The sequence below is a fragment of the Micromonospora echinospora genome (assembly GCF_014203425.1).
GTDB classification, from domain to species: domain Bacteria; phylum Actinomycetota; class Actinomycetes; order Mycobacteriales; family Micromonosporaceae; genus Micromonospora; species Micromonospora echinospora_A.
In genome coordinates this window covers 4,202,042-4,214,969 of record NZ_JACHJC010000001.1, presented here as the reverse complement: position 1 = coordinate 4,214,969, position 12,928 = coordinate 4,202,042, and the positions used below count along the sequence as shown (strand labels likewise).

Sequence of the window (12,928 nt, the reverse complement as noted above, 5' to 3'; positions counted from 1 at the left end):
GACGGCGTCGACGTCGATGATCATGTGGTGGGGCCACTGTCACGGCCGCCGACGACGGGAGCCTTCATGATCCGGGTGCTGCTCGCCGACGACCAGCCGCTCGTACGGGCGGGACTCGCGATGCTGCTCACCAACGAGCCTGACATCGAGGTCGTCGCCGAGGCCGACGACGGGGCGCAGGCCGTCGAGATCAGTCGCCGGCTGCGCCCGGACGTGGTGCTGATGGACGTGCGGATGCCCGGCACCGACGGACTCGCCGCGACGAAGCTGATGGCCGACGAGCAGCTCATCGACGACCCGGAGCGGCCGGTACGGATCATCATGCTGACCACGTACCACGTGGACGAGGCGGTGCACGCCGCGTTGCGGGCGGGCGCTTCCGGCTTCGTGCTCAAGGACGCCGCGCCCGCCGAGCTGGTGTCGGCGATCCGGGCGGTGGCCGCCGGGGAGGCGTGGCTGGATCCGGCGGTGGCCCGGCGGCTGCTCGACGACCTCGCCGCCCGGCCCGACCCGGGGCTGCCCACCCCGGTGCAGATGCGCGGGCTCACGCCGCGGGAACGGGAGGTGCTGGTGCTGATGGCGTACGGGATGTCGAACCGGGAGATCGCCGAGCATCTCGTGCTCGGCGACGCGACGGTCAAGACCCACGTCAGCCGGGTCCTGACGAAGCTGGGGATGCGGGACCGGACGCACGCGGTGGTGGCCGCGTACCAGTGCGGCCTGGTGGAGCCCGGTACGGCGCCGCCGGCCCGGATGGCCGGCCTGTCCCGCTGAGGTCCGGTGTGGCGCTCACGCGCCGACGTAGTCGGCGAGGTGTTCGCCGGTGAGCGTGGACCGGGCGGCCACCAGGTCGGCCGGGGTGCCTTCGTAGACGATCCGTCCGCCGTCGTGACCGGCGCCCGGCCCGAGGTCGATGATCCAGTCGGCGTGTGCCATGACCGCCTGGTGGTGCTCGATCACGATGACGGACTTGCCCGCGTCGACGAGCCGGTCGAGCAGGCCGAGCAGTTGGGCGACGTCGGCCAGGTGCAGGCCGGTGGTGGGTTCGTCGAGGACGTACACGCCGCCCTTGTCCCCCATCCGGGTGGCGAGCTTGAGCCGCTGGCGTTCCCCGCCGGACAGCGTGGTCAGCGGCTGGCCGAGCGTGAGGTAGCCGAGGCCGACGTCGGCGAGCCGGTCGAGGATGGCGTGGGCGGCCGGGGTGCGGGCCTCACCGTCGCTGAAGAACGTCTCGGCCTCGTCGACGGACATGGCGAGGACCTGGCTGATGTCGCGTCCGCCGAGGTGGTAGTCGAGTACGGCGGGCTGGAACCGTTTGCCTTCGCAGTCCTCGCAGGTGCTGGCGACGCCGGCCATCATGCCCAGGTCGGTGTAGATGACGCCGGCGCCGTTGCAGGTCGGGCAGGCACCCTCGGAGTTGGCGCTGAACAGGGCGGGTTTGACGCCGTTGGCCTTGGCGAACGCCTTGCGGATCGGGTCGAGCAGTCCGGTGTAGGTGGCCGGGTTGCTGCGGCGGGAGCCACGGATGGCGGTCTGGTCGACGCTGACGACGTCCTCGCGTTTGGCCAGTGAGCCGTGGATGAGGCTGCTCTTGCCGGAGCCGGCGACGCCGGTGACGACGACCAGGACACCGAGGGGGATGTCGACGTCGACGTCGCGCAGGTTGTGGGTGCGGGCGCCGCGGATCGGCAGGGCGCCGGTGGGCGTACGCAGCTTGTCCTTGAGGGTGGCGCGGTCGTCGAGGTGGCGGCCGGTGGTGGTGCCGCTGGCGCGCAGGCCGGCGACGGTGCCTTCGTAGCAGATGGTGCCGCCGGCGGTGCCGGCGCCGGGGCCGAGGTCGACGACGTGGTCGGCAATGGCGATGGTCTCGGGTTTGTGTTCGACGACGAGGACGGTGTTGCCCTTGTCGCGCAGTTGCAGCAGGAGGTTGTTCATGCGTGCGATGTCGTGCGGGTGCAGGCCGATGGTGGGTTCGTCGAAGACGTAGGTGACGTCGGTGAGGGACGAGCCGAGGTGGCGGATCATCTTGGTGCGCTGGGCCTCGCCGCCGGAGAGGGTGCCGGCGGGCCGGTCGAGGCTGAGGTAGCCGAGGCCGATCTCGACGAACGAGTCGAGGGTGTCCCCCAGCGCGGTGAGCAGCGGGCCGACGGAGGGTTCGCGCAGGTCGCGTACCCAGGTGGCGAGGTCGCTGATCTGCATGGCGCAGGCGTCGGCGATGCTGATGCCGTTGATCTTCGAGGAGCGGGCCTCGGGGCTCAGGCGGGTGCCGTCGCATTCGGGGCAGGAGGTGAACGTGACAGCTCGTTCGACGAAGGCGCGGATGTGCGGCTGCATGGCGTCGACGTCCTTGGCGAGCATCGACTTCTGGATGGCCGGGACGAGGCCGGTGTAGGTGACGTTGATGCCGTCGACCTTGATCTTAGTGGGTTCCTTGTGGAGCAGGTCGCTCAGCTCGCGCTTGGTGTAGTCGCGGATCGGCTTGTCCGGGTCGAACAGTCCGCTGGAGCGGAAGATACGGCCGTACCAGCCCTCCATGCTGTAGCCGGGGATGGTGATGGCGCCCTCGTTGAGGGACAACTTCTCGTCGTAGAGGACGGTCAGGTCGAAGTCGGTGACCGCGCCGCGGCCCTCGCAGCGGGGGCACATGCCGCCGAGGCGGTTGAAGGTGCCCTTCTTGGTCTGGGTCTTGCCGGGGCCGCGCTCGACGGTGATGGCGCCGGCCGCGCGTACGGAGGGGACGTTGAACGAGTAGGCGTTGGGCGGGCCGATGTGGGGATCGCCGAGACGGCTGAACAGGATGCGCAGCATCGCGTTGACGTCGGTGGCGGTGCCGACTGTGGAGCGCGGGTCGGCGCCCATGCGTTCCTGGTCGACGATGATGGCAGTGGTGAGGCCCTCCAGGACGTCGACCTCGGGCCGGGACAGGGTGGGCATGAAGCCCTGGACGAAGGCGCTGTAGGTCTCGTTGATCAGGCGCTGCGACTCGGCGGCGATGGTGCCGAAGACCAGTGAGCTCTTGCCGGAGCCGGAGACGCCGGTGAAGACGGTGAGGCGGCGTTTGGGCAGTTCGACGTCGACGTGGCGCAGGTTGTTCTCGCGGGCGCCGAGGACGCGGATGACGTCGTGGCTGTCGGCGCGGTGCAGGCCGGCGGTGGCCTCGCTCATGGTCTCTCCGTCCGGGTCGGGTGATGCTCTAGTCGAGCCAGCGTCCGTCGCGCATCAGCGTGCGGCCGGGCAGCTCGTCGGCCTCCCGCCAGGCCTGGACGCGGCGTGGTGTGAGGCGGTACCAGCGGTAGGAAGTGGTCAGCGTACGGGGGTCGAAGCCGGTGCGGGTGGCGAAGCGGTCCCCTCGGGCGGTGGGCAGGGCGTCGATGGCGAGGCTTTCCACGTCTCCGTCGATCATGGTGACGTCGCGGGTGGGGCCGAGGCCGATTCGGGCGCGGCCGCCGGCGAGGTTGCGGCCGGTGGGGCTGTCGGCCGGGGTGGCGACGAGCACCGTGTGGCCGTCCCAGTCGAAGGACAGCGGCACGAGGTACGGGGTGCCGTCGGGGTCGGCGGTGGCGACCCAGCAGTCGACGTCGTGGTCGAGGCGGTGGGTGGTGTCGTGGCGGCGCTGGGCGCGGGTGCGGGGCGCGTCGGCCATGGGCGGGGTCAGCGCCGCTCGTTGATGCGGATGAGGTTGCCGGTGGGGTCGCGGAAGGCGCAGTCGCGTACGCCGTAGGGCTGTTCGGTGGGTTCCTGGACGACGTCGGCGCCGCTGGCCTGGAGGCGGTCGAACAGGCCGTCGAGGTCGTCGGTGGCGAGGGTGAGCGCGCCGTAGCTGCCCTTGGCGATGAGTTCGAGGATGGTGCGGCGTTCGTCGTCGGTGATGCCGGGGTCGGCGGCCGGCGGGTGCAGGACGATGCCGGTCTCGGGCTGGTTCGGTGGGCCGACGGTGAGCCAGCGCATGTCCTGGTAGCCGACGTCGTTGCGCAGTTCGAAGCCGAGGGTGTCGCGGTAGAAGGCGAGGGCGGCGTCGGCGTCGGTGTGCGGCAGGAACGTGTAGTGGATGGTGATCGTCATGGTGGTCACGCTAGCGGTGGTCGGGCGGTGCGGGCTTCTCGATTCCTGACCGGTCGGGTCGCCTGCTTGGTCAGGCACGGGGGCGGCTCGGCGGTGTCGGGGGCGTGGCGGGCACGGTAGGCGCTGGGTGGTTCGCCGACGAGTTCGGTGAACCGGGTGCTGAAGGTGCCCAGGGACTGACAGCCGACGGCGAAGCAGACATCGGTGACGCTGAGGTCGCCGCGGCGCAGCAGGGCCATGGCGCGTTCGATGCGGCGGGTCATGAGGTACGCGTACGGGGATTCGCCGTAGGTCAGGCGGAACTGGCGGCTGAGGTGGCCGGCGGACATGTGCTCGCCGCGGGCGAGGGCTTCGACGTCGAGGGGGTTGGCGTACTCGCGGTCGATGCGGTCGCGGACGCGGCGTAGCCGGGTCAGGTCGCGCAGGCGCTGGGCGAACGCGGGGTCGTCGGTGCCCTGGTGCGGTGACACGTCCGCATCCTGCCTGCTGGGCGGTGGTGTCGTCCACCAGTTCAGGCGGCGAGTCGTCGCCGGGTGCACCCGCGCGGCAGGTGCACCCGGGCGGCGGTCAGCGCAGCCGGCGGGCGGTGAACCGGGTCGGCGGCTGCGCGATGGCGTCCTGGGCGGCGACGAGTTGCAGCTCCCGGGTGCCGGCTTCGAGGGTCGCCTCGAGTACCGCGTAGATCGAGTTGGTGGTGTGTTCCAGCGCGGTCTGCGGTGAGCCGGTGGTGACGAGGTGCGCCAGGTACAGGGCGGCGGTGACGTCGCCGCCGCCGTTGGGGGCGATCGGCAGCAGCGGGGTGGTGACGGCCCAGGCGCCCTCGTCGGAGACGGCGACGACTTCCAGGTGCCCGGCGGGCAGGTCACCGTGCAGGACGCTGGTGACCAGGACGTGCCGTGGGCCGGCGGCGCGGACGGTGTCGACGGCGGCGAGCAGGTCGTCGAGGGTGTCGGTGGTGCGGCCGGCGAGGAACTCCAGCTCGAACTGGTTGGGGGTGACGATGTCGGCGCAGGGCACGACCGTGTCACGCAGGTATTCAGGGATGCCGGGGCGGACGAACATGCCGCGGCCGACGTCGCCCATGACCGGGTCGCAGCAGTAGAGCGCGGCCGGGTTGGCGGCCTTGACCCGGGCGACCGCGTCGAGGATGACCGCGCCGACGGCGGGGTCGCCCTGGTAGCCGGAGAGGACGGCGTCGGCGGTGCCGAGCACGCCGCGGTCCTCGATCCCGGCGATGACGTCGGCGACGTCGGTGGGGGCGAGCAGCGGGCCGCGCCAGGCGCCGTAGCCGGTGTGGTTGGAGAAGTGCACGGTCAAAACCGGCCAGACCTCGTGTCGGAGGCGTTGCAATGGGAACACGGCGGCGGAGTTGCCGACGTGACCGTAGGCGACCGACGACTGGATGGACAGGATCTTCACCTGGCCATGGTCGCATCCCGGGTCGGGGGTGACGGGCGGTGGTGGCGTGATGACGTGTGGCTGCGGCGGTGACCGTTCGGCTCAGCGTTTCGACCGCCCGGCGCGGAGCGGGTTTGGGCGCAGCGTGCGGTGGGGGCATGAACCGCCTGTGTTCTCGCCATCTGGACGGAGGAAGCAACGATGCTTTCCGCACTCGATCGTCGGCACACCGTCGCGCCGCCGGGGTACAGCCGCTGGCTGATCCCTCCGGCGGCGCTGGCGATCCATCTGTGCATCGGACAGGTGTACGCGACGAGCGTGTACAAGAACTCGCTCATCGCGCATTTCGACACGGGGCAGACGGCGATCGGAGTGATCTTCAGCATCGCGATCGTGATGCTGGGGCTGTCGGCCGCGGTGGCCGGTACGTGGGTGGAGGCGAACGGGCCGCGTAAGGCGATGTTCGTCTCGGCGTGTTTCTGGGCGGCGGGGTTCCTGGTCGGTGCGCTGGGCATCGCGACCGGGCAGCTGTGGCTGCTGTATCTGGGGTACGGCGTGCTGGGCGGCATCGGTCTGGGTATCGGCTACATCTCCCCCGTCTCCACGTTGATCAAGTGGTTTCCGGATCGGCCGGGTCTGGCGACCGGGCTGGCGATCATGGGGTTCGGTGGTGGGGCGATGGTGGCCTCTCCCCTGTCCCGGCAGCTGTTGTCGTTCTACGACGCGGGTTACGACCCGTCGGACAGCGGTTCCACGGCGTCCGGGTCGGCGCTGGTGTGGCTGTTCGTGACGCTCGGCATCGGCTACTTCGTGATCATGATGTTCGGGGTGTTCAACGTGCGGGTGCCCGCGCCGGACTGGCGCCCGGCCGGGTTCGACCCGTCGAAGGTGGCGGAGAAGCCGCTGGTGACCACCGCCAACGTGTCGGCGGCCAACGCGGTCAGGACGCGGTCGTTCTGGCTGCTGTGGGTGGTGCTGTTCTGCAACGTGACGGCGGGTATCGGCATCCTGGAGCAGGCCAGTCCGATGATCCAGGACTTCTTCCGCGACAACGGGACCTCGGCGGTGTCGGTGGCGGCGGCCGGCGGGTTCGTGGGACTGCTGTCGCTGTTCAACATGGCGGGCCGGTTCGTGTGGTCGTCCACGTCGGACGTGATCGGCCGTAAGCCGATCTACGTGGTGTACCTGGGTGTGGGCATGGTGCTGTACCTGGTGCTGGCGCTGGTGGGGCAGACCTCGACGGCGTTGTTCGTGCTGCTGGCGTCCGTGATCCTGTCGTTCTACGGCGGCGGGTTCGCGACCATTCCGGCGTACCTGCGGGACCTGTTCGGCACGTTCGAGGTGGGCGCGATCCACGGCCGGCTGCTGACCGCGTGGTCGGCGGCGGGCGTGGCCGGGCCGCTGATCGTCAACGGGTTCCTCGACGCGCAGGGCGAGCCGGGCACGTTGACCGCGGCGGCGTACCGGCCGGCGCTGTTCACGATGGTCGGCGTGCTGGCGGTGGGGCTGGTGGCGAACCTGCTGGTGCGGCCGGTGCCGGAGCGTTACCACGAGCCCGCGTCCGGGCGGGGCGAGACGGGGCAGGGACAGCCGGGGTCGACGGAGAGGAGCGGATCGTGAACGAGCACAGCGGTGGCGGGCAGCTGGTTCGCCTGGTGTTGTCGTGGCTGGTGGTGTCGGCGCTGCTGGGCTACGGCGTGGTGCAGACGGTGATCACGGCGGCGAAGCTGTTCACCCAGTAGGAGACGCGACGCGGCGGCCCGGGGCGGTACACCCCGGGCCGCCGTCGTGTCAGAGCCCGCCGCCGACGCGCAGAACCGCGCCCGTGGTGTACGAGGCGTCCGGGCCGAGCAGGTGGGCGATCGCGCCGGCGACCTCCTCGGGTTCCCCGGCGCGGCCCAGCGGGATCCGTCCGGCGGCGGTGTCGGGCCGGTCGGGCGCGCCGGAGCGGGCGTGGATGGTGGTGCGGATGATGCCCGGAGCGACAGCGTTGACCCGGATGCCGCGCGGCGCGAGTTCCTTCGCCAGCCCGACGGTGAGGGTGTCGGTGGCGGCCTTGACGGCGGCGTAGTGGACGTACTCGCCGGGTGAGCCGAGCGTGGCTGCCACGGAGGAGACGTTCACGATGGCGCCGCCGTGGGTGAGCCGGCGGGCCGCCTGCTGGGCGCAGAGCACGTACCCGATGAGGTTGACGTCGACGACCTCGCGCAGGTCGTCGACGCGCAGGTCGGTGAACGGGCCGATCGGGCTGGTGACGCCGGCGTTGTTGACCAGGCCGGTGAGCGGGCCGAGCCGGTCGGCGGCGTCGAAGATCCGGCGTACCTGGTCGGGGTCGGTGGTGTCGGCGGCGACGGTGACGGCCCGGTGGCCGGCCGCGCGAACGTCGGCGGCCACCGCCTCGGCGGCGGCGTGGTCGGCGCGGTAGCCGATCACCAGGTCGTGGCCCTCGGCGGCGAGCCGGCGGGCGGTGGCCGCGCCGATGCCCCGCCCTCCCCCGGTGACGATGGTGACGGAGGTCAATGCCCTTCTCCCCTGCCTCGTGGTGGGGGCGACGTTACCGTGGGCGGGACCATCCGGGGTGGAGAGGACTGTCACATGGGGCGCGCGTTGGTGCTGGGTGGCGGCGGTGTCACCGGAGTGGCCTGGGAGCTGGGTCTGCTGGCCGGGCTGGCCGGGCACGGCCTGCGGTTGGACGAGGCGGAGCTGGTGGTGGGCACCTCCGCCGGGTCGGTGGTCGGCGCGCAGGTGCGCTCGGGCACGCCGCTGACGCAGTTGTACGAGGCGCAGCTGCGGCCGCCACGCGAGGAGGCGTCGGCGCGGCTCGGGACGGCGGTGCTGTTGCGCTGGGCGTGGGCCGGTGGGCGGGGCCGGGACGCGGCGCGGGCCCGGGCACGTATCGGCGCGCTGGCGTTGTCGGCGCGTACCCCGTCGGAGCAGTCACGGCGGGCGGTGATCGCGGCGCGGCTGCCGTCGCCGCAGTGGCCGGCGGCGCGGCTGCTGGTGACCGCCGTGGACGCGGCCTCCGGCGAGTTCGTGGTGTTCGACGCCGACAGCGGGGCGTCGCTGGTGGACGCGGTGGGGGCCAGTTGCGCGGTGCCGGGGGTCTGGCCGCCGGTGACGATCGGTGACCGGCGGTTCGTCGACGGCGGCGTCCGCTCCCCGGTGAACGCGGATCTGGCAGCCGGGTGCGAGCGGGTGGTGGTGCTGGCGCCGACCCGCGCGGCGGTGGGACCGATGCCGCGGCTGTCGGCGCAGGTGGCGGCGCTGCGGGCGGCGGGCGCGCGGGTGGCCGTGGTGTCGCCGGACCGGGCGGCGCGGACGGCGATCGGCCGCAACGTGCTGGATCCGGCGCGGCGGGCGGCGTCGGCGCGGGCCGGGTTCGCCCAGGCCGACGCGGTGGCCGGCGAGGTGGCCGGGGTGTGGCGGTGACCGCAGCCGTCTGACCGATCAGGAGGCGCTGGTCAGGCGGCTCAGGCGCCGGTTGAGGTAGCGCTGTTCGGGCAGGCTGCCGGTGAGCCGGGCGGCCAGCCGGTAGTGCTCGGCGGCGGCCTGCGGGTCGCCGTGCAGCTCCAGCAGGTGGGCGCGGACGGCGTGCAGCCGGTGGTGGCCGCGCATGGCCGGGTCGGCGTGCAGCGGGCCGAGCAGCGCCAGCCCGACGTCGGGGCCGTGCGCCATGGCCACGGCGACGGCCTGGTTGAGCGTGACGAACGGGCTGGGGGCGACCCGGCCCAGCATGTCGTAGAGGACGCTGATCTGCAGCCAGTCGGTGTCGTCGAAGGTCGGCGCCTCGGCGTGGACGGCGGCGATGGCCGCCTGGAGCTGGTAGCGGCCCACCGGGCCCCGGGGCAGGGCCTGGCCGAGCAGCGTGACGCCCTCGTCGACGAGGTCGGCGCGCCAGCGGGAGCGGTCCTGCTCGGCGAGCGGCACGAGGTCACCGGCGGCGTCGGTGCGGGCGGGCGACCGGGCGTGGGTGAGCAGCATCAGCGCCAGCGCGCCGGTCACCTCGTGGTGCTCGGGCAGCGCGGCGTGGACCTGGCGGGTGAGCCGGATCGCCTCCTCGGCGAGTTCGACGTCCAGGAGCTGGTCGCCGGAGGTGCGGGTGTAGCCCTCGCTGAACACCAGGTGGCACACGTCGAGCACGGCGGCCACCCGGCCGGGCAGCGCGTGCGGCGGCGGCATGGTGAACCGGGCGCCCGCCTCGCGCAGCGTCGCGCGGGCCCGGCTCAGCCGCTGGGTCATGGTCCGGGCCGGGACCAGGTAGGCGGCGGCGATCTGCTCCACGCGCAGGCCGGCCACCGCGCGCAGGGTCAGCGCGACCTGGGAGGGGCGGCTCAGCGCCGGGTGGCAGCACAGGAACAGCAGCCGCAACGTGTCGTCGGCGCCGGTCACGGGCGTGTCGTCGACGGGCGGTACGACGCCGGCGTCGGGTTGCCGGGCCGCGTCGAGCCGCTCGCGGCGGGTACGGGCCGCGTCGGCGCGGATCCGGTCGATCAGCCGTCGGGCGGCGACCCGGATGAGCCAGGCGCGGGGGTCGTCGGGGACGCCGGTGCGCGGCCAGTGGGCGGCGGCCGCCTCCGCCGCGTCCTGCAGGGCGTCCTCGCAGGTGTCGGGGTGCCCGTAGCGGCGCAGCAGCGCGGCGCGGACGTGCGGTGCCTCCCGGCGCCACACGTCCGCCAGTGCCGTGGCGTTACTGATCGGAGCCGCCCGGCCACATCAGGGGCCGCAGCTCGACGGTCTCCCCCGGGCCGGCGAACTTCGCGGCGACGGCCTCGGCGCGGGCCTGGTCCTCCACGTCGATCAGGAAGAAACCGGCGAGGTGTTCCTTGGCCTCGGAGTACGGGCCGTCGGTCACCAGCGGCGCGCCGTCGCTCCATCGGTACAGCCGTGCGGTGCCGGGGTCGGCGAGCGCCTCACCGACGACCAGCTCGCCGTTGGCGTGCAGCTCGGTCAGCACCTGCTCGAAGTCGGCGTTGAGCCGGTCCCGTACCTCGGCGGGCAGCTCCTGGTAGGAGGCCAGATACTCGGAGGTGGGGTGACCCCACGGCTCCGGGTTGGAGTGGATCATGATTACGTACTTCACTGTTGGTCCTTCGCGTCGTGCGGCGGTGCCTCTCCGCCGCTCGCCGGGTACGACGGAGCCGGATCGCCGATGTCTACATATCCTCGCGTCATGAGTAACGCGATGGGTGTCGGTGACCTGGTCGAGGATTTCACGCTGCCGGACGAGACGGGAACGCCGCGGCGCCTGTCGGAGTTCCTGGCCGCCGGGCCGGTGGTGCTGTTCTTCTACCCGGCGGCGATGACGCGGGGCTGCACCGCGGAGAGCTGCCACTTCCGGGACCTGGCGGCGGAGTTCGCGGCGGTGGGCGCGTCTCGGGTGGGGATCAGCCGCGATCCGGTGGAGCGGCAGGCCGAGTTCTCCCGCCTGCACGGGTTCGACTATCCGCTGCTCTCCGACGTCGACGGCGCGGTGGCGGACGCGTTCGGGGTGCGGCGGCGGCTGCCGCTGGGGCCGCTGAGCACGCGGCGGATGACGTTCGTGATCGGCACGGACCGGCGGGTGCTCGCGGTGGTGCGCAGTGAGCTGAGCATGAACGAGCACGCCGACGCGGCGTTGCGGGCCCTCGGGGGCTGATCGTCGAGGTGTCGCAGCCGGCTGGTATCAAGGCTGCGTCAAACAGGTGTACGGAAGAGGGCGTGATGGCGGGTCAGGGTTTGTCCACTGACGAGGTTCAGGGGATCCGGGAGGCGCTGGCGGCTGGCCGCAAGCCCCGGGTGGTGTTCACCGATACGGCCGGGCAGATCGCCGGGCAGATCGGGCAGGTGGTGGAGCTGACCGACCCGGAGGCGTCGGAGGAGTTCGTGGTGGTCCGCTTCGGCCGCGACGAGCTGCCGTTCTCCCCCGCCGACGTGGCGATCGCACCGAAGGGTGCCGGGCGGCGGCCGGCCGCCGAGCCGAAGCCGGAACCGGAGCAGCCGCCGGCGCCACCGGAGCCGGAGTTCGTGCTGGACACGCCGCGGGTGCCGGCGCCACGGCGGGAGGAGCCGAAGGTGGAACAGCCGGCGGCGGAACCGAAGCCGGCCAAGCGGGCGGCGAAGGCGGCGAAGCCGAAGACCCCGCCGGGGCTGACGGTGACGCTCGCGTACGCCGAGGGCGAGTGGACGGTCGCCGCGCAGCAGGGCACGAAGGCGCTGGCCCGGCCGTACGTGGTGAAGCCGGCCGAGGCGTTGCGGATGGTGGCGCTGGTGGACGTGCCGGGGGTGCAGGAGGCGGTGGAGCAGATCCTGGCCGCCGAGCGGGCCGAGGCGGAGCAGCAGGCGGAGAAGCTGCGCGCGGAGCTGGCCGAGATCGAGGCGCGGCTGGCGGAGCTGCGCGAGGCGCGCTGACCCCGGAACGCCCCGCGGGGCCGGTGCGACCCCCTCGCACCGGCCCCGCGCCCCTGCGCCCACAGGTCGATCAGTGTTGCGGAATGTTCTGTACCCCGATCCGGCGGCGGAACACCCAGTACGTCCAACCCTGGTAGGCCAGCACGATCGGGGTGAACACCACGGCCACCCAGGTCATGATCTTCAGGGTGTACGGGGTGGACGCGGCGTTGGTGGCGGTCAGCGTGCCGGCCGCGTCGAGGGTGGACGGCATCACGTTCGGGAACAGCGCCGCGAACAGGGTCGCCACGGCCAGGGCGATGGCCACGGCGGTGCCGGTGAACGCCCAGCCCTCCCGGCGTACCTTGGCCGCGGCCAGACCGCCGAGCAGCGCGAGGGCGGCGCCGACGGCGAGCACGACGGCGGCGGCGCTGGAGCGGATGGTCAGCGTCCAGCTCAGGAACGCCACGGCGGCCACCGCGGTGCCGACGCCGAGCTTCACCGCGAGGGCGCCGGCGCGCTCCCGGATGTCGCCGGTGGTCTTGAGCGCCAGGAACACCGCGCCGTGGGTGAGGAACAGCCCCAGCGTGGTCAGGCCGCCGAGCAGCGCGTACGGGTTGAGCAGGTCGAACAGCCCGCCGACGTACTCGTGGTCGGCGTCCAGCGGCACGCCGCGGAAGATGTTGGCGAACGCCACGCCCCACAGCACGGCCGGGATCGCCGAGCCCCAGAAGATGGCCTGGTCCCAGCGGCGCTTCCAGGACGCCTCGGGCCGCTTGTGGCGGTACTCGAAGGCGACGCCGCGGGCGATCAGGGCCAGCAGGATGAGCAGCAGCGGCAGGTAGAAGCCGGAGAACAGGGTGGCGTACCACTCGGGGAAGGCGGCGAACATGGCGCCGCCGGCGGTGATCAGCCACACCTCGTTGCCGTCCCAGACCGGGCCGATGGTGTTGATCATGACACGGCGCTGCCGGTCGTCGCGGCCGAGCACCGGCAGCAGCATCCCGACGCCGAAGTCGAAGCCTTCGAGGATGAAGTAGCCGGTGAAGAGCACGGCCACGAGGAGAAACCAGACGGTCGTCAGTTCCACGGTTGGGCTCCG

Annotated in this window: 15 protein-coding genes; 6 read left to right on the top strand and 9 right to left on the bottom strand. The window is 72.4% G+C overall.

Annotated features, from left to right (window positions below; genetic code table 11):
• Positions 1-66: 66 nt before the first annotated feature.
• Positions 67-774, top strand: a complete 708-nt coding sequence (locus tag FHU28_RS19565) for a response regulator (protein WP_184685986.1) — start codon at positions 67-69, stop codon at positions 772-774.
• A gap of 15 nt (positions 775-789) precedes the next feature.
• On the opposite strand, the gene FHU28_RS19560 is transcribed toward FHU28_RS19565, so the two are convergent.
• The 5 genes from FHU28_RS19560 to pdxY all read right to left on the bottom strand — a co-directional run bounded on the left by FHU28_RS19560 (position 790) and on the right by pdxY (position 5,481).
• Complete coding sequence (locus tag FHU28_RS19560) at positions 790-3,165, bottom strand: ATP-binding cassette domain-containing protein (protein WP_184685985.1); 2,376 nt, start codon at positions 3,163-3,165, stop codon at positions 790-792.
• Positions 3,166-3,193: 28 nt separating this feature from the next.
• Positions 3,194-3,643 carry a pyridoxamine 5'-phosphate oxidase family protein gene (locus FHU28_RS19555; protein ID WP_184685984.1) on the bottom strand — a complete coding sequence of 150 codons (450 nt, stop codon included), beginning with the start codon at positions 3,641-3,643 and terminating at the stop codon, positions 3,194-3,196.
• Between the two features lie 8 nt (positions 3,644-3,651).
• Complete coding sequence (locus FHU28_RS19550; protein WP_030503949.1) at positions 3,652-4,062, bottom strand: VOC family protein; 411 nt, start codon at positions 4,060-4,062, stop codon at positions 3,652-3,654.
• Positions 4,063-4,067: 5 nt separating this feature from the next.
• The gene (locus FHU28_RS19545; RefSeq protein WP_184685983.1) at positions 4,068-4,532 is read right to left on the bottom strand and encodes a helix-turn-helix transcriptional regulator; all 465 of its coding nucleotides are present in this window, start codon (positions 4,530-4,532) and stop codon (positions 4,068-4,070) included.
• Between the two features lie 97 nt (positions 4,533-4,629).
• Positions 4,630-5,481, bottom strand: a complete 852-nt coding sequence (gene pdxY, locus FHU28_RS19540) for a pyridoxal kinase PdxY (protein WP_184685982.1) — start codon at positions 5,479-5,481, stop codon at positions 4,630-4,632.
• A 180-nt stretch (positions 5,482-5,661) separates the two neighbouring features.
• Between pdxY and FHU28_RS19535 the strand changes: the two genes are divergently transcribed.
• On the top strand, positions 5,662-7,080 hold the full coding sequence (locus FHU28_RS19535) for an OFA family MFS transporter (protein ID WP_184685981.1): 1,419 nt from the start codon (positions 5,662-5,664) through the stop codon (positions 7,078-7,080).
• Positions 7,077-7,202, top strand: coding sequence for an MFS transporter small subunit (locus tag FHU28_RS32755; RefSeq protein WP_260413066.1), 126 nt, complete (start codon positions 7,077-7,079; stop codon positions 7,200-7,202). The genes FHU28_RS19535 and FHU28_RS32755 overlap by 4 nt, the downstream gene beginning before the upstream one ends.
• Before the next feature lie 49 nt (positions 7,203-7,251).
• On the opposite strand, the gene FHU28_RS19530 is transcribed toward FHU28_RS32755, so the two are convergent.
• On the bottom strand, positions 7,252-7,980 hold the full coding sequence (locus FHU28_RS19530; RefSeq protein ID WP_184685980.1) for an SDR family NAD(P)-dependent oxidoreductase: 729 nt from the start codon (positions 7,978-7,980) through the stop codon (positions 7,252-7,254).
• Between the two features lie 75 nt (positions 7,981-8,055).
• On the opposite strand from FHU28_RS19530, the gene FHU28_RS19525 reads away from it, so the two are divergent.
• Complete coding sequence (locus FHU28_RS19525; protein WP_184685979.1) at positions 8,056-8,889, top strand: patatin-like phospholipase family protein; 834 nt, start codon at positions 8,056-8,058, stop codon at positions 8,887-8,889.
• 18 nt (positions 8,890-8,907) lie between these two features.
• Here the strand turns inward: FHU28_RS19525 and FHU28_RS19520 are convergent, their stop codons facing one another.
• Together FHU28_RS19520 and FHU28_RS19515 are read right to left on the bottom strand one after the other, a co-directional pair.
• Entirely contained in the window at positions 8,908-10,128 is a 1,221-nt protein-coding gene (locus FHU28_RS19520; protein WP_184685978.1) for an RNA polymerase sigma factor, read from the bottom strand.
• A 19-nt stretch (positions 10,129-10,147) separates the two neighbouring features.
• Entirely contained in the window at positions 10,148-10,540 is a 393-nt protein-coding gene (locus FHU28_RS19515) for a YciI family protein (RefSeq protein ID WP_184685977.1), read from the bottom strand.
• Positions 10,541-10,630: 90 nt separating this feature from the next.
• Between FHU28_RS19515 and FHU28_RS19510 the strand changes: the two genes are divergently transcribed.
• Together FHU28_RS19510 and FHU28_RS19505 are read left to right on the top strand one after the other, a co-directional pair.
• Positions 10,631-11,095, top strand: coding sequence for a peroxiredoxin (locus tag FHU28_RS19510; protein ID WP_311773622.1), 465 nt, complete (start codon positions 10,631-10,633; stop codon positions 11,093-11,095).
• A 65-nt stretch (positions 11,096-11,160) separates the two neighbouring features.
• On the top strand, positions 11,161-11,847 hold the full coding sequence (locus tag FHU28_RS19505) for a hypothetical protein (protein WP_184685976.1): 687 nt from the start codon (positions 11,161-11,163) through the stop codon (positions 11,845-11,847).
• Between the two features lie 70 nt (positions 11,848-11,917).
• On the opposite strand, the gene cydB is transcribed toward FHU28_RS19505, so the two are convergent.
• The gene (gene cydB / locus FHU28_RS19500) at positions 11,918-12,916 is read right to left on the bottom strand and encodes a cytochrome d ubiquinol oxidase subunit II (RefSeq protein WP_184685975.1); all 999 of its coding nucleotides are present in this window, start codon (positions 12,914-12,916) and stop codon (positions 11,918-11,920) included.
• Positions 12,917-12,928 lie beyond the last annotated feature (12 nt).

Excerpts from the sequence above, each read along its gene's own strand:
- FHU28_RS19560 (WP_184685985.1), bottom strand. The coding sequence starts at position 3,165 with ATGAGCGAGGCCACCGCCGGCCTGCACCGCGCCGACAGCCACGACGTC.
- FHU28_RS19555 (WP_184685984.1), bottom strand. The coding sequence starts at position 3,643 with ATGGCCGACGCGCCCCGCACCCGCGCCCAGCGCCGCCACGACACCACC.
- FHU28_RS19535 (WP_184685981.1), top strand. The coding sequence starts at position 5,662 with ATGCTTTCCGCACTCGATCGTCGGCACACCGTCGCGCCGCCGGGGTAC.
- FHU28_RS19550 (WP_030503949.1), bottom strand. The coding sequence starts at position 4,062 with ATGACGATCACCATCCACTACACGTTCCTGCCGCACACCGACGCCGAC.
- FHU28_RS19510 (WP_311773622.1), top strand. The coding sequence starts at position 10,631 with ATGAGTAACGCGATGGGTGTCGGTGACCTGGTCGAGGATTTCACGCTG.
- FHU28_RS19565 (WP_184685986.1), top strand. The coding sequence starts at position 67 with ATGATCCGGGTGCTGCTCGCCGACGACCAGCCGCTCGTACGGGCGGGA.
- FHU28_RS19505 (WP_184685976.1), top strand. The coding sequence starts at position 11,161 with ATGGCGGGTCAGGGTTTGTCCACTGACGAGGTTCAGGGGATCCGGGAG.
- FHU28_RS19525 (WP_184685979.1), top strand. The coding sequence starts at position 8,056 with ATGGGGCGCGCGTTGGTGCTGGGTGGCGGCGGTGTCACCGGAGTGGCC.